The sequence below is a fragment of the Stieleria mannarensis genome (assembly GCF_014154935.1).
Lineage (GTDB): Bacteria > Planctomycetota > Planctomycetia > Pirellulales > Pirellulaceae > Stieleria > Stieleria mannarensis.
Genome location: NZ_JACEHH010000022.1, coordinates 40707 through 56997 on the forward strand (window position 1 = coordinate 40707; position 16291 = coordinate 56997).

The following is a 16291-nucleotide window of genomic DNA, read 5'->3' on the forward strand; positions in this document are numbered from 1 at the left end:
ATCCACCTTCTGGCGAAGGTAGCTACGTTTGATCGGAACTCCGTGATGTCTCTTGTCACGCTGTTGTTTTTGGGTGGATTCCCCCTTGCGGCGTCCGCCGGCGATCGCCCCAACGTCGTCCTGATCATGACCGACAACCACGGCGCGTGGACGTTGGGTTGTTACGGCAATCGCGACATCCGCACGCCCAACATCGATCGCTTGGCTTCCGAAGGCACTCTGTTCACCCGCGCGTTTGCCTCCAATCCGGTTTGTTCGCCGACCCGAGCGACGTTCTTGACCGGATTGATCCCCTCCCAACACGGCGTGCACTGCTTCCTGGGCGGCGGGCGGTTACAAGTCGGCCCGGATGCCCGCTGCACGCTCGGCGAAGTGACCTCGCTGCCCGAAGTCCTCCGCGACGCCGGCTACGCCTGCGGTTTGGTCGGCAAGTGGCACCTGGGCGATAACCTGCGCCCCCAAGAAGGCTTCGACGATTACTGGATCACGATGCCCCACGGCGGCACCAGCACGTTTTACGACGCGCAAATCATCGAAGACGGCGAGATCCGTAAGGAACCCGAGTACCTGACGGACTTCTGGACCCGACATGCCGTCCGTTTCATCGAATCGCAATCCGAAAAGGACGATCCATTCTTTCTGTTTCTGTCCTACAACGGCCCCTATTCGCTAAGCCGGTTGCTGCTTCGCGAAGGTCGCAATCGCCATGCGGAATACTATGCCGACAAAGAACTGCCTTCGTTCCCCCGCGATCCGACACATCCCTGGCAATTCAGCAACCGAGACTACCACAACAATCCCGTTTCGATTCGCCGCGTCGCAACCGAAGTCAGCGGCATCGACGATGGCGTCGGCACGGTCATGGAAACACTCAAACGGCTCGGACTGGACGAGAACACGGTTGTTGTCTTTGTCGCCGACCAGGGCTGGGTCGGAGGCCATGGCGGATTCTTTGGGATGGGCGACCACACGCGGCCCGTCACCGCCCGCGACGGCATGATGCAGATTCCGATGATCTGGCGACACCCGGGCGGAATTCGATCCGAGACCCAATCCGATCGCATGGTCACCAATTACGACTTCATGCCCACGTTGCTGAACTATCTGGATTTGGAGGACAAGATGCCTGCCAGTCCGCCGTCGCCGGGGAAAGACTTCAGCGGCGAACTGACCGGCCGGTCTGACCCGCTCGAGGCCGAGACGCCCGTCTTCTACGAGTTCGAAGGCTTGCGTTGCATCCGTACCGAACGCTGGAAGTACGTGCATCGGCACCCCAACGGCCCTCACGAACTGTACGACTTGCAATCGGATCCCGATGAATTCAATAACCTGGTCGGCGACCGTGCACATCAGCGAAAAGTCATTGAATTGAAAGGCCAGCTGGACGCGTTTTACGGTCGATATGCGGTCAAACAGTACGACATGTACAACGGCGGTGGGTCACAAACGCGATTGTTTGTCGGCATCGATGAAGAGCTCGCGCAAGTCGATCCCACGCCACCGCCGCCTCTGCAATCTGGATTCCAGCCGGTCAAATTCCGATTGCCCGACGGGTTTTCAGCGGAACTCGTCGCCGGCCCGCCCCTGGTCACGCATCCGACGATGGGGTGTCTGGATGATCGGGGCCGATTGTTTATCTGTAACAACGCGGGGGTGAATCTGAGTGCCGCAGAGCTGGAAGAGCAACTGCCCAACTCCATCCGCATGCTGGAAGACACCGACGGCGACGGGCGCTTTGATCGGTCCACCGTGTTCGCCGACCGGATGACCTATCCGATGGGCGGCGTCTGGCACGACGGCGCGTTGTATGTCGCCTCGCCGCCGAACATCTGGCGTCTGGCCGACACCGACGATGACGGGGTTGCCGATGTTCGGCAAAGCATCGTTTCAAAGTTTGGCTACACCGGCAATGCGGCCAGCATCCACGGGTGCTTCTTCGGCCCCGACGGACGTCTGTATTGGTGCGACGGATACCACGGTCACGAATTCAAAGACGGCGCAGGGAACATCACCAGCAAGCGACGAGGATCGTATCTGTTTTCCTGTCGCAGCGACGGTTCGGACGTCCGCATTCACTGCGGCGGCGGCATGGACAACCCGGTCGAAGTCGACTTTACCGACGAAGGCGAGATGATCGGCAGCGTCAACATCCTTTACAACCGGCCCCGCGTCGATGCACTGGTGCATTGGCTGTACGGCGGAGCCTATCCGCACCGCGAACGGGTGTTGGAAGAATTAAAAGTCACCGGCGACCTGCTGGGGCCGATTCACCAATTCGGGCACGTCGCCGTCTCGGGCATCACGCGTTACCGCAGCGGTGTGATCGACCACCGCTGGCGCGACGATTTCCTGGCCACGTTCTTCAATTCGGGCAAAGTCGTTCGCGTGAAGCTTGATCGCGAGGGATCGACATTCAGTGCAACCCAGCAAGAGTTTCTGGCCGGGATCAGCGACGATTTTCATCCGACCGATGTGATCGAGGATGCCGACGGCAGCTTGCTGGTCGTCGATACCGGCGGGTGGTTTTATCGGGGCTGCCCGACATCACAAATGTCCAAACCGGATGTCCTGGGTGGCATCTACCGAATCCGCCGCGACGGGATGACGACTCAAGTCGATCCCTGGGGAAAACGGATCGAGTGGGCGTCTCTGTCAGACATCGAGCTGGTCAAACATCTCAATGACACACGCCACAAGGCGCGGGAGCGGGCGATCGCCGAATGTGCACGGCGTGGCGAACCGCTGGTTCCGGCGCTCTCGCGTGCCATGAACAGCGACATTCGCGTCCGTCGAAACGCGATCTGGGCATTGACGCGGATCGTCGGCGACGGTGGTTCCAACACCGCCGCTCGCACGGCGGTTCGCACCGCGCTGTCCGATCGCGATCCGAGCATCCGATTGACCGCCTGCCGATCGATCGCCACCTATCCAGACCCCGACGCGATCGATCAGCTGATGGAAATGCTGCGCGAAGATGTCGCGCCGGTCCGCCGCGAGGCCGCCAAGGCACTCGGCCGCATCGGGCGAAGCGAGGCGATTACCGCGTTGATCGACGCGTTGGCAGACGGCCGCCAGATCGATCGGTCGCTGGAGCATGCGATCGCCTATGCCCTGATCGAAATCAATGATTTCGATGCCTTGGAGATGGGACTGCATCATCCGTCGCCCCGCGTACGTCGTGTCTGTATGGTTGTGCTCGATCAATCCGATGATGTTGTGCTCACGTCTCGATTCATCGCCGACATGCTCGATTCGGACGACATCGATCTACAGCGCACTGCCGCAGAGATGCTGTCGCGAAGAGTCCGGTCGGTGGGAATCGATCGAACACCGGAATCGGGGACAGGGCCGGTTGCAGAACTTGTCGCAAAACAACTTCGTCGTTGGGTCGCACAACCGGATCGTCTGACGCAGCGCTCGTCGATGATCGTCCAGCTTGTATCTGCGTTCGCCTGGGCAGACCCCGTGGCGGCGGAAATCGGGCAATCGCTTGACGACGCGTCTTCGCCCCAAGTCCGCGACCTGCTTTTGACGGCACTCAGCCGCAGCGACAAGCCGAGCCTACATCCGAGTTGGCAGATGCCTCTGTCGCGACTGTTGCAGTCCGACGAACGCGAGGTCGCCCGACTTGCGATCGCCGCCATCGACGCGATCGCCACCGACGCGTTTGACGAATCGTTGCGCGAGATCAGTCGCGACGAAGCTCAATCGGGGATCAAACGCGTCGCCGCGTTGGCTGCGATGGAAGACAGCAGCGCACCGTTGGACGCTGACAGTTTTTCCATCTTGCTGGATTTGATCGATGATGGTGCGCCCAGCGAAGCCAACCAGGCGGCCCAGATGCTCTCCACGTCACGACTGTCGTCACCGCAATTGCAAACGCTGGCTCCCCACCTGACGACCGCCGGTGCGACGGCGCTGCGAGATTTAATCCGGCCGTACGGTAGAACGCTGCCGAGTGATGTCGCCGAAGCCTTGTTGACCGCCTTGGAATCGGCGCGCAGTCTCGATCGGCTGCCGACGACCGAGGTCAGTGATGTGATCAAGCGATTTCCCCCGTCACTGTTGCCACGCGCCAACGCGTTGCTGGATCGATTGACGATGCTGGACGAACAGCGGATTCAAAAACTGGATCGCTTGATCCCGTTGGTCAAATCGGCCGATCCCGAGCGTGGCCGAACCGTGTTCGCATCGGAAAAAGCGAAATGTGCGACCTGCCATCGCGTCGGTGACGTCGGTGGAAACATCGGACCCGACCTGTCGACCATCGGGGCCAATCGGTCGGTGCACGACCTGATGGAATCGATCGTGTTTCCCTCGGCAAGCATCGTTCGGCAGTACGAATCCCAAACGATCCTGACCGAGCGAGGACAGGTGTATTCGGGCGTGATCACCCGCGAGGCGGCGGATTCGATTCAGCTGCAACCGCAAGCGGGCGATCCCATTGAGATCCCACGTGACAGCATCGAAGAGATTGCACCGAGCACGGTTTCGATCATGCCCCAGGGGGTCGAAACCACGCTCAGCGAACAGGAACTGGCCGACCTGGTGGCATGGTTGAAAGAATTGGGAACGCGGTAATCGATCTCTGCCGCCAGTCGTTCCACGGCTCTGCCCCTCGCCTCGGTCCGAGACAAGGGGGCCCGGGTCGGCTCCGGGGTGAAGGGCTACCCAAGATCGGTGCTGGGATGGCTGCAAGCGGTTATGCGGGATCTTCGCCCAATGGGATGGGTGAACTTGCGGACGTGGGTGTCGGGAGCGAGGTGATGCCGTGCACTGTCTGTTGGTGCACTCTCTGCTCGTCGCACCAGCGTTTCCAGACTTGACGATATGCTTTCTCCAGCTCGGTCACAAATCGCTGTTGATCGGCGATCGTTTGCCGCGTCAGTTCTCGCAGGGACTGGCGGATGCCGGCCAGTGATTCGAGATCGCCGGCAAGTGAGCGGACCAAGCAGGCGTATTGTTCGGTCGACTTGGCAATCCACTCGGGTTTGCCGAGATGGTGGACGATTCCCGCAGTACCTCGCGAGGGCCGGTTGTTCCCGTAGAACCCGATCACGGGAATTCCCATCCACAGCGCTTCCATCGTCGTCGTCCCGCCGGCCCACGGGGTGGCGTCCAGTCCGATGTCGATCTCATGATAGGTTTCTAAATACGAATCCCCACGGTACGTGCCGCGGATTTCGATTCGGCTTTCCTCAATGCCGCGTTCGACCAGTGCGCTCCTTAACTCCGCCTTCAACGGATCGTTGAATCGGGTGTTGAATGCGAGCAGTCTTGCATCCGGACACGCTTTCAAGGCAGCCGCCCACAAATCGTGGGTCGTCGACGAAATCTTGAAGGGTCGGTGCAACGACCCGAACGTGACGTAGCCCTTGTCAGCCGCCGGCAAGGGAGAAACCTCGGGTGGGTTGCTCGGTGGGGAAAAGCAAAAGGATCCGCCCGGAATCCGAATCAATTCTTCGGTGTGCAACGTCGGTTCACCGACCGGATTTTGCACATCACAGGTCAAGCAGTAATCGATCGCCTGCAACCCCGTGGTGTTCGGATAACCCAGCCAGGAAATCTGGATCGGTGCCGGCTTGTACGCCAGCGCCGGCAATCGGTTTCCCGACGTGTGTCCGGCCAGATCAACCAGAATATCGATCTGGTCGTCAGCGACTTGCCGTGCGACCTGCTGATCGGAATAGCCGAGCGTGACGCGCCAATGATCGGCGAGCGATTTCAAACGCTCTGTCACCTCATCCCCGACTCCGGACTCATAATAACAATAGACTTCAAACATCGATCGGTCGCGAAGCTGCAACAGCGGTTCGAAGAACGCCGTCACTGCGTGTTCGCGAAAGTCCCCCGATGCATATCCGATCCGCAATTTACGATCGCGATCGGGACGGTTGGTGTGGTGCTGCAGTGGCTGGACGTTTCCGTGTCGCTCACCCCAACGGATGTGTTCTTCGAACAACTGTTCCGGACTGATTTCCGGATCTCCACTCATCAGATAGAGTAGACACCCGTGTGCGCCGCTCATTCGAGGGTCTCGTTTGACGGCTTCCGCGAAACACTCGGCGGCCTCGCGACGTCGATCGGATTCGATGTACACGAACCCGAGCGAGCAGAGTGCATGCGCGTCGGTGGGATCAATTTCCAATGCGTGTCGAATTTCCGTCTCGGCGCGGCCGACATCCTTTAATGAAAGGAGAACCGTCCCCAAGTAGTGATGTGCTTTGGCGTTGCCCGGAGCCTCAATCACCAATTGTTCAAATCGCTCCGCCGCTTCGGGAAGGCGACCGAGGTTGACCAGCGTCCGCGCCAAAGTCAGCTTTGAAACAAGGTCGTCGGGACGACAATGCACCACGCGCTGGAGCAACTCCAGTGATTCCTCCCACCTGGACTGCCGCCGATAACATTCGCCGAGATTCCCCAGCACGTCCAGGTTTTCCGGATTTCGCTGAACCAAATCGTGATAGATCTGTTCCGCATCATGCAAGCGGTTTTGCCGGACCCAACAATTTGCCAGATTCATCGCGGCTTGTTCGGATTGCGGATCGATCCGGATCGCCCGTTGAAACTGCTGTTCGGCCTGTTCGAGTTGCCCGCTTTCGAGCAGGAAGACTCCGAAATTGTTGCGTGTCTCGGCGTTGTCGCCGTCCGCCTGGATCACTCGGTGAAGCATTTGATTGGCCCGCTCCGTGTCGCCGGCCGAATGATAGACGATCGCCAGATTGCTCATCAATTCGGGGTGATCGCCCATGAAGCCCCGGGCCTTTTCCAAACACTCCAACGCACTCGGATAGGCCCCGGCGGAGTAGAGTGTCATTCCCAGCAGGTGCCAGGCATCGGCGTGATCAGGAACCACGCTCAGGACTTCGCAGTACAATTGTTTGGCTTGTTCCAGGTTGCCCGCCCGTTGCAGCGCCAGCGCACTGTCGACCTTCAACGCAATCGCATGCTGGTCGTTCATGGCGGCGGGGACAGGTTGCGGTCGGCGTCTGCGTCGTTTCGGCGGTTTCGTTTTGCTACGTGACATCGTGTTCTGGTATCAAAGGTAGAGGGCGTCGAAAACGGCTTTCTCAATCGCCACGGATAACGTTGCAAACCCGTTCGATGTCGGCTTCATCAACCGCCGAACCGGTCGGAAGACAAATCACGCGATCGCCGATGGCCTCGGTGTTCGGCAATGCCAGACCCTGATTCCGAGGCATCGATCGATACGGTTCCATGCGGTGACACCCGGGATAAAAGTATCGCCGGGCACGGATTTGACGGGCATGCAGTCGTTCGATCAACTCGTCCCGACTGACGCCGAACCGCTGTTGGTCGATTTCAATGACGACGTATTGCCAATTCGTTTGCTGCAGATGGTCGTGTGTCAACAATCGCAGCCCATCGAGTCCCTCCAGGTGCGCTTGATAGAGCTGATGGTTGTGCCGGTTGCGTTCCATCAGCTGCTCCAAACAGGGCATCAGGGACAATCCCATCGCGGCACAGACCTCAGGCATCTTGGCGTTCGTGCCCAGACCCACGACGTTGTCCATGCCGGCGAATCCGAAGCTCTTCATCCGCGTCAAACGTTCGGCCAATTCGTCATTGTTCGTCGCGATCGCACCGCCTTCGAATGTGTTGAAGAACTTGGTGGCATGAAAGCTGAACACCTCGCAGTCGCCGAAATTACCGATCATGCGGTCTTGGTCCGCACAGCCAAACGCGTGGGCGGCGTCGTAGATCACGGCCAAGTCGTGTTTGCGGGCCAGGGCTTCGATCTTGCGGGTGTCGCAGGGGTTGCCCCACAGGTGGACGCCGACGATCGCGCGGGTCTGTTCGGTGATCAGCGTTTCGATGCTGTGGGGACAAATGGTGTGATCATCGCGTTTGACGTCGGCAAACACCGGGGTCAATCCGTTCCACTGGGCCGCATGCGCGGTCGCAACAAAGGTGAACGAGGGCACGATCACTTCACCGGTCAGATCGAGTGCGCGATAGGCCAGCTGCAACCCGAGCGTCGCGTTGCAGACCGCCACGCAATGCTTGACGCCCAAATAGGAACACAGTTTCGATTCCAGCTCTTTGACGACACCGCCGTCATTGGTGAACCACCGACGTTGGAAGATCCGGTCGACCAGTTGGTTGAAGTAGACTCGGTCGCCGACGTTCGGGGCCCCGACATGCAACACGTCATCTTGGGCGACGTTTCGATCAATCCGATGCAGGGGCTTGGTGGCTGACATTCGCGCTCGCGCAGGGCCGATGAATCAATCGCTGAAGAAACTGCTAATCCGCTCTGTTTCTGTCGGAAGAATGATTCCATGTCCTACAGGTGAAGCTGCGATTGGGCGGAATGCCCTTGCCCTGCGGTCTGTCGACAAAGATCCTCTGCGGGACAATCAGGCGACAAATCACGTAAGAAGAGAGCATCGGATACAGCGACAAGTCATTCGCCGAGGGTTTTCCCTTGCCGGCAGACAAGAAAGATGCTCGAACACAGATCCGGATAGATCTGACCGAGTTGATAGCAGCCTTCCAGATACTCGTCGGAGATGATGTCGGTTTGCAGCAACCGGTCCCACTGGAAATTTGCCAGCGCCTTGAAGAAAATCCCCGTTCGATAAACCACTTCAAGTCCACCGGCACGTGCGTCGCGTTCCAACGTGTCCAACGAATACGTGATCCGGTGTCCGTGCTCGCGTTCGGCATCGGTGACGGCACTGTGATGTGAAATCAGCCCCATTTTGACGGCGATCTGCCGGGACGGCGCATTCGCATTGGGGCACACCAAAAGCAACCGCCCCTCATCGGTCAGCCATTCGTCGTTGACCCGTCGTAGCACCCCGACGGGATCGTCCAGGTGTTCAAGCACGTGAGTTAGAACGACGTTGTCATACTTCGTCGGCAGCGTCACATCCTCGAACGTACCATGAATGCAATTCACCTTGCCGGCAGGCGTCTGGTTCATTGCCTCGATGGCCGCATCGGACGCTTCGACACAAGTCAGGTCGTCAAAATAGTCCAACAAGCGCTCGGTAAAGCTCCCTTGAAAACTGCCCAGCTCCAAGCAATTTCCGGGGCGAAAGAACGCCTCGAACGACCGGATCATGAAGCGGTGCATCACGTCCAGATCAAAATCGTAGGCGTATTTATGTTCGGGGGTGTCACGCAGTTCGGCGTTGTAGTCGCGGGGCTTTTCGGAGTGCGTCATGGATCGATTTCCATCCAAAGCAATGAGTGTGGAACAAGTGGGATAGGCTTCTAGCCTGTCATCCTGGCATTGACAGGCTGGCAGCCTCTCCCACTGTCATTTTCCGTCCGAACGAGAGCTGCATGCCCAGTTTGCCGCCATCGTTGGTCATTTTGATGTATCCGAGTTGGGTGTACAGCCTGATCGCCGGCGTGTTGTCGCTGGAGACCTCCAATGAAATCACTTGGACGCCGCGCCGTTTGACTTCATCGTGACAGAGAATCATCAAACGGCGGGCAATCCCCTGTGATCGGTTTTCCGCCAAGACACTAACGTTGGAAACAAACGCGCTGGCCGGTTGAGTCTGTTCGTTGACGTAGCATGCCACCAAACCTGCTAACACGTTCCCACACCACGCCTCGAAGGTCACCGATTGATCAAACAACTTTTCCGCATACGTCGGCAAATCAACCCGATCGGCGAGCGGCGGCCGAAACTGCGCCGAACAGGCGTCAAGGTGCTGCAGAATTTGAACGCTCGTTGCCCGGGCGATCGTCAACTGGAACGCTTGTCGTGCCGGAGTCGACTCCATCGCTCAATCCTCCGCGACCGCGAGCCCGAAACCACGCCGACCGAATTCGTTGCCGTTGTACAGCAAGTAGGTGTTCTGATTGTGGTGAAACGCGTGGGGATAGCACATCATTCGGCTGTCCCACGCGTCCACGTTTGCCGTGCGTTCGATCCCAACCTGCTGATCCTCGCGAACCCAATGTCGAAGGTCCTCCGAAGACGCGTAGCCGATCCGGTAGCCTCGCTCGGGATTGGTACGAAAATCGTTGGGATAGCGAAAACAGAAGTACATGTGATAACGCCCGCCCGATTCGATCACCGTCGGCAGCGCCTGGCATTCGTCATCGCCGATCGAATTGGCGATCAGTTGCTCGCCGCCGGTTTTTTCCCATTGGAACCCATCGGACGAGGTCGCGTGGGCGATCTTGTAGATCCGATCGGGTTCGGATTGGCCGGAATAGTGACGCCACGGCAGACCGTAGATGTACCACATGTGAAAGACATCGCCGATCCGCCGCACGAAACCGTCGCCGACCAAACAGGGTTCGTGCAGGGTCGCCGACAGGATCGGGCCGTTGCCATACCGCTGAAACGTGGTTCCGCCGTCGTCGCTGGTCGCCAGCCCGATGCCCGTTTCGACCGAAACGCCCACCCGTCGACTCCAACCACAAGTGTAGGCAAATACCTGGTCGCCGACGCGAAGCGGGCTGAGGGGAAAGATCCCGTGCTCGTCAAAGCAGCCTCGTTCGCCGAGCGAGATCACGGGATGATCGGCGACGCGAAGGACGTGTTGCAGGTCCCAGTCAAAATCCACGTACAAGACGTGGCTGAGGAATTTGCCGGTGTCGGCGTCACGTTGGCGCGAGGAGAAATAGATGCGTACGAAATCATCGCAAACCAAGGCTTGCGGAGACTGAGCGAACTCGGCGCAGTCGGCGGGTAGGTCGTAGTCGGTCGGATCAAAGATGCGTCCAAGTTTCCGCCATCGCGGTGCCTGTCTGGTCACAGTTGTCCCTCCAGAACTGCGACGCCGAAACCGTGCTTGCCGACGTGGTTCCCCAGATAGAACAGGTACATGTGTCCCGCGTGCTCGAACACATGAGGATAGCTGACCATCTCACTGTCCCAGCCGCTCTCTGAAACCGTGATGCCGGCGCAGTCGTCGTCACGCGTCCAATGAAACAGGTCTTCGGAAGAGGCATAGCCGATTCGATAGCCGCCACTTTTGCCGCGATAGTTTCGGCTGCGGCGATAACAGAAGAACATGTGGTACGTGCCGCCGGAGAAGATCACGTCGGGGCTGGCCTGGGCTTCGTCGGGTTCGACGCGGCTCTCCAACAGGTCTTTGCCATGCTTCTGCCAATGCAGGCCATCGTCGGAGGTCGCCATTCGAATCTTGTAAACCGGTTCGGCGCGGCCGTTGTCAACGATCCATTTTCTGCCCGCGATGTAATACAGGTACCATCGATCATTGAAGCGGCGAATTTTGGGGCCGCTGATCACAAAGGGCTCATCGGGTGTGTAGGGGATCACCGGACCGGGACCGAGTTTCGTGAAGCTGCGGCCACCGTCGTGACTTTCCGCGACACCAATCGCCGTGTTGAAAGGCACGGATTCACACCGGGTCCATCCCGCGTAGTACGCGCGATACACATCCTTGTCGCGGATCACCGATAGGGGATAGATGCCGAATTGGTCAAACATCCCCATCTGGCCCAATGGCAACACGGGCCGATCGCTGACGCGAAGAACGTTTCGCAAGTCGGAACGATCCAGATCCAGGTACGTTGAATAGCTGGTGTACTGGCCGCGTGAATCAGGCGCCGGACGACACGAAAAATAGACCCGCAAAAAGTCGTCGTGCGGTACGACGCAAGGTGCCTGAGCGAACTCATCAATCCAGGCTGCTCCGGGAACCGTTGAATCCGTCGGATCAAAGACCTTGCCGAGTTTTCTCCAACGATAGGGCTGCGTCATGGCACCGGAGTTGGATTGGCAACCAGCGCGTATCCGTTTTCCACCCATTCGCGGACCGCTTCGGTCGAATTGAACATCAGCACGTCCAGAATGGACAACCAAGCGATGAAGGGATGATTGAACTGTTGATAAGGACGGTTTTCCGATTGGATGAAACGCAAATCAATGCCCGCCTTGCTAAATTCCGCCTGATCATACAGTTCCACACCGCCAATCGCGTTGACGTAGGTTGCTGCGTTCAGGACGCGACAGATCGCCAAGACCTTGTCCTGACCACGCGCGGAGTGGTCGATCGGAACGGCGGAGGAATCGATGACGGAAGTCTGGATCCCCAAATGATCGCAAAGCAATTGAATCGAGTGCTTGAGGAATCGGAACAGGTTGGATTCCGGGTAGTCGACTGCGGTCGCGAACAGGTCCATCGCGGCGGTGAAGTTTGGCGCCTTTTGATAGGCCGCACGGACCCGGTTCAGCAGTTTGCGGCGGTCAAAGTCCGGAGAAACCTCTCGCTGGTCGATCGCGGCGTAATCGGACGCCTTGCGCAGCGGAATCGAAAATAACACGTCACTGCCGTTTTGCAGCATCCGGTTGCGGTTGATCCAGCCTCTCTTGGTGTACTGCAAGTTGTCGTACAGCACCAACGTGTCGGCGGCATGAAGCAGGTGAAAGTAGCCGATGTAGGGAAAGAAATACGGCTGCATGATGGCGATCCGCTTCTCCCCCATTGCACTGCCCCGTGATGGAAATGGTCGAAACCCGAGTGACGATTGGTGAGCCGGATGCGGCGCCACCCACGTCACCTGGGTATCGTCATCGATCGAGAAAACCTTGAATCGGCCGCAACCGGCGCCGCTCCATTGCTAGCAATCCGCGGTCACCCGCAGAGCCCCATGGTCCGCCCGCACGCTGTGTGAGCCAAAACCGAAGAGCTGGTCAAAAAATTTATTGGTCAAATAATGTCGCCATCCGCGCAGACCGAATCCTCCCATGTTGCTTTCATTGTTTGACCGGTCAATCGTTTGACCAAGTGGGCACGCGATCGCAAACAGATTTCCCTAGGCGTCTATGGACCGTTGCTAACGTTTGGATCGAGGTGCGTGATCAATCGCCGAGTGTTGGTTGTGAGTATTGCCAAAGCAGCATGCCGAGGATGAAGACCACAATGCCGAACCAGCCGAACGCGTCCAATTCGCCCCGCATCGCCGTCCCGAACGCCCATCCGAAACAGAACACCGACAGTACGCCCCACAGTAATCCCGGCGGTTGATTTTCATGCGTGGCGGTCGGCGTGCGATAGGGATTCATGGTGTGAGAGCGTGTCGGAAGACTTCGGCGATACCGGCAAACAGTATAATCCAATCCAGGTCCCCGAGTGAGGAATTGACAGGCTGGACGCCTATCCTGTGATCAGAAACGTCAATGCAGATGCAGATTCGAGAATTCCAGTGTGAAGACGAATCCGACGTCGTGTCGCTGTGGAGGCGTGCCGGGTTAACGCGTCCGTGGAACGATCCGCACAAGGACATTGCGCGGAAGCTGAGCGTCCAATCGCAGTGGTTTTTGGTCGGCGTGCTGGACGAACGGATCATCGCAACGGTGATGGCGGGATACGATGGACACCGCGGTTGGATCAATTACCTGGCCGTCGATCCGGATCATCGACACGGCGGCCGTGGGCGGGCCATCATGCAACACGCCCAGCAGGTACTGCTTGAAGCAGGGTGCCCGAAAATCAATCTGCAAATCCGCAGGGACAATACCGACGCGATTGCGTTCTATGAGAGAATTGGGTTCCGCGAGGATGATGTGGTCAGTTTTGGGAAACGGTTGATTGATGATCAAGGAAAACCACTTTTGAATACTCCGATGCTTTACAAAATTCTCACAAAAGCCGATTGGGACGATGCTCGGGCCGCCGGCGTTTTCTCCGGGTGTGGCATCGATTTGACTGACGGTTTTATCCATCTGTCCGGTCACGATCAGGTCCGGAAGACGGCGAAGCTGTACTTTGCCGGGCGAGCGGATTTGCTGTTGGTTGCTGTCGATGCAAGTAAGCTAGGTGAAACACTGCGGTGGGAGGCTTCGCGTGACGGGGCTCTGTTTCCGCACGTCTATGGTGACATCCCGATGGACGCGGTGGTGGCGGTCGATCCGTTGCCTCTGGACCAAGACGGAAGTCATCGGTTTCCCGATGGGGTTGATCGGGCGGGACAGGAGTAGGATTTCACGACCTCTGGAACGGAGGGCGATTTCAATTTCCGGATGACTTTAAGGCTGAACGTGATGTCGATGCCCTTTGCTTCCGGGCTCGATTGCCGTGTGCCGTACCGATGCTTCGGAACAATTTGATTTGACACCGAACGGGCAACGCGTACGTTGAGAGGGAAACGACGGGGCATTTTAAGCGGGGTTTGCAAATGCTTGTCTCATCTTCGGTCAGTTGTGTGACTCGGCGGTTCACTCGCCGGGCGATCGCGGTGCTGGTGCTGTTTTATGTCGCGACAGAGCTTGCTGCCGCGCAAGGCATCGCGGCGATCCAAAACCTCACCAGCACACCGTTCGTCACCGGGATCACTCCGGTCATTGGCTCGCGCGGTGGCGTCGGCGGCGTTTGGGTCGATGCGGATGGAGTCGTGGATCGTATCCGGCAGGACGATCTGGACCAGCTTCGTGAGTCCTGGTCACAAGTGGCCGACGCGATCGAGGGGGTGGGCAACGCAGAGTCGGGCTTTCGCGTCGTTTCGCTCGCCCGACTGGACCGCGCGCTGGCGCAACGCCTGGACGAGGGAAAACCGATCTCGCCCGACATGGCGTTTCTGGCCGGGCTGCGTCGCATCGAATACGTCTTTGCAGTCCCCCCCGACACGCCTGTTCCAGGTGGCGCGGTTTCCGGCGGCGACATCTTGATCGCAGGCCCCGGCGGGCCTTGGAAAGCCAATCAGGCCGGCGAGGTCGTCGGCGTCGCCGATGGTCGTGCCGTGCTTCGATTGGATGACTTGATGGATGTGTTGCGAACAGGCGCCGATGGCGTCGACCGTCAGATCAGTTGCTCGATCGAGCCGACCGACGATGGGTTGCGGCGATACGCCCGTGTCCACGCAAGGCTGCGAACCTTCAGCCCCAAAGCGGCCGGGACGCTCGAAAAAGCGATCGGACACCAGCAGGTGTTGATCGGTGGGATCGACCCCGACAGCCACTTTGCCCACGTCCTGCTGGCCGCCGACTACGCCATGAAACGTCTGGCGATGGGCCTGGACGCTGCGCCGATCGATGCCATGCCGAGTTACATGGAATTGTTGCAGCGTCAAAACCGGGACGGCCGAGTGACGTCGCCGCGTTGGTGGATGGCAACCGATTACGAACCCTTGCGCTGCACGCCGGATCGCCTGACGTGGCAGATTCGCGGACGTGCCGTCCGAACGATGACTCAGGACAGCCTGTTGACGACCGAGGGCCGCCGCACCAACCTGGATACCGAAAACCCGCTGGCACAACTATGGGCCGACAGCATGACCGAGAACTACGACGACCTGTCGATCGCGCTGCCGGTTTTTGCCGACCTGAGGAACTGTTTCGATCTGGCCGTTTTCGGAGCTCTTATGGCCAGCGAAGGATTACCGGTGCGGGCGGATTGTCGATTCGACGTGCTGACCGATGCCAGTCGGCTGACCGGCCCACGCTATCGCGTCCCAAAAACGATTCCCTCGGTCGCCTCCACACTCCGCGGACGACAAGGTTGGTTCATCAGCGTCTCCGGCGGCGTTTCGATCGATCCCTGGTCCGTGGTCAAGCGGACCGAGACCGACGAAGCGATTGCATCGATGCGTGCCAAAGCGGCCGAGGGAGACGGGCAACGCTGGTGGTGGTAGCGGGCTCTACAGTTCTTTCACCTTGATGTTCTTGAACTGGATCTTCATGTGGTGACCGCCGTGCAGTTGCAGCCCGATCGGGCCTTCGTCGTTGATCGCGACGCCGGTGTAATCCACGCAGGGCTCTCCGTTGTGAAAGGTTTGGATCCGCTTTCCGGTCAGCACAATTCGCAGATGATTCCACTGGCCGAGTTTTAATACCTCCGTCCCCTTTTCCGAGACACCGGGGTAGCTGCCCCGTTTGTCTTTGGGCGCATAGACGCACGCCGACATATCCTTTTTCAGGCTGCCGGAGATGCCCAATTGGACCTGATGTCCGTCTCCACGCAGCATGACGCCGGTGTCGTAGTACTCCGACGAGGTCTGGTAGTCGAGTTCGATTTCGTAGTCCTTGTAGTCCTTGGTGGTCCAGAGCACCGATCCCTTCTTGTTTTCGTTCTCGCAAACGATCTTGCCGTCGATGACTTCCCAATGGTCTTCGGTGTCCTTTTCGGGACGAACTTCCCAGCCGTCGAGCGACTTTCCGTCAAAGATGGCGTGCATTCCCTCGTGGGCGAGCGCCGCGGGGCTGATGCAAACCGAAACGGTCAGAAGCAGTGCGGAGAGGCAGACAAACGATCGGTGGGACATCGATGGTGATCTCATCGGTGGGAGGAAAGATTCGATTGGGCAGCCGGATGCCCGCGTGGGAATGATCTTCCGA

General features: G+C 58.6%; 12 protein-coding genes. 3 read left to right on the forward strand and 9 right to left on the reverse strand.

Translation table 11 applies throughout. From position 1 onward, the window contains the following. Positions 1-45: 45 nt before the first annotated feature. Positions 46-4581, forward strand: coding sequence for a PVC-type heme-binding CxxCH protein (locus H1B37_RS16020; RefSeq protein ID WP_182867665.1), 4536 nt, complete (start codon positions 46-48; stop codon positions 4579-4581). A 121-nt stretch (positions 4582-4702) separates the two neighbouring features. On the opposite strand, the gene H1B37_RS16025 is transcribed toward H1B37_RS16020, so the two are convergent. The 8 genes from H1B37_RS16025 to H1B37_RS16060 form a co-directional block, all read right to left on the reverse strand. Then, the gene (locus H1B37_RS16025) at positions 4703-7027 is read right to left on the reverse strand and encodes a tetratricopeptide repeat protein (protein WP_182867666.1); all 2325 of its coding nucleotides are present in this window, start codon (positions 7025-7027) and stop codon (positions 4703-4705) included. Positions 7028-7070: 43 nt separating this feature from the next. Next, positions 7071-8225, reverse strand: coding sequence for a DegT/DnrJ/EryC1/StrS family aminotransferase (locus tag H1B37_RS16030; protein WP_182867667.1), 1155 nt, complete (start codon positions 8223-8225; stop codon positions 7071-7073). Positions 8226-8428: 203 nt separating this feature from the next. Continuing rightward, complete coding sequence (locus tag H1B37_RS16035; protein WP_182867668.1) at positions 8429-9193, reverse strand: class I SAM-dependent methyltransferase; 765 nt, start codon at positions 9191-9193, stop codon at positions 8429-8431. Between the two features lie 58 nt (positions 9194-9251). Then, positions 9252-9764 carry a GNAT family N-acetyltransferase gene (locus H1B37_RS16040; RefSeq protein WP_182867669.1) on the reverse strand — a complete coding sequence of 171 codons (513 nt, stop codon included), beginning with the start codon at positions 9762-9764 and terminating at the stop codon, positions 9252-9254. Positions 9765-9767: 3 nt separating this feature from the next. After that, a complete protein-coding gene (locus tag H1B37_RS16045; protein ID WP_182867670.1) occupies positions 9768-10748 on the reverse strand; it encodes a glycoside hydrolase family protein in 981 nt (326 codons plus the stop codon). Then, the gene (locus H1B37_RS16050; RefSeq protein WP_182867671.1) at positions 10745-11719 is read right to left on the reverse strand and encodes a glycoside hydrolase family protein; all 975 of its coding nucleotides are present in this window, start codon (positions 11717-11719) and stop codon (positions 10745-10747) included. Before H1B37_RS16050 ends, H1B37_RS16045 begins: the two co-directional genes overlap by 4 nt. After that, positions 11716-12420 (reverse strand): WbqC family protein, encoded by a 705-nt coding sequence (locus tag H1B37_RS16055; RefSeq protein WP_220498223.1) that lies wholly within the window; start codon positions 12418-12420, stop codon positions 11716-11718. The genes H1B37_RS16050 and H1B37_RS16055 overlap by 4 nt, the downstream gene beginning before the upstream one ends. Positions 12421-12820: 400 nt before the next feature. Continuing rightward, complete coding sequence (locus tag H1B37_RS16060; protein WP_182867673.1) at positions 12821-13024, reverse strand: hypothetical protein; 204 nt, start codon at positions 13022-13024, stop codon at positions 12821-12823. A gap of 114 nt (positions 13025-13138) precedes the next feature. Between H1B37_RS16060 and H1B37_RS16065 the strand changes: the two genes are divergently transcribed. Further along, on the forward strand, positions 13139-13939 hold the full coding sequence (locus H1B37_RS16065; RefSeq protein WP_220498224.1) for a GNAT family acetyltransferase: 801 nt from the start codon (positions 13139-13141) through the stop codon (positions 13937-13939). Between the two features lie 197 nt (positions 13940-14136). Further along, entirely contained in the window at positions 14137-15588 is a 1452-nt protein-coding gene (locus H1B37_RS16070; protein WP_182867675.1) for a DUF1598 domain-containing protein, read from the forward strand. Positions 15589-15594: 6 nt separating this feature from the next. Here the strand turns inward: H1B37_RS16070 and H1B37_RS16075 are convergent, their stop codons facing one another. After that, on the reverse strand, positions 15595-16218 hold the full coding sequence (locus tag H1B37_RS16075; RefSeq protein ID WP_220498225.1) for a 3-keto-disaccharide hydrolase: 624 nt from the start codon (positions 16216-16218) through the stop codon (positions 15595-15597). Positions 16219-16291 lie beyond the last annotated feature (73 nt).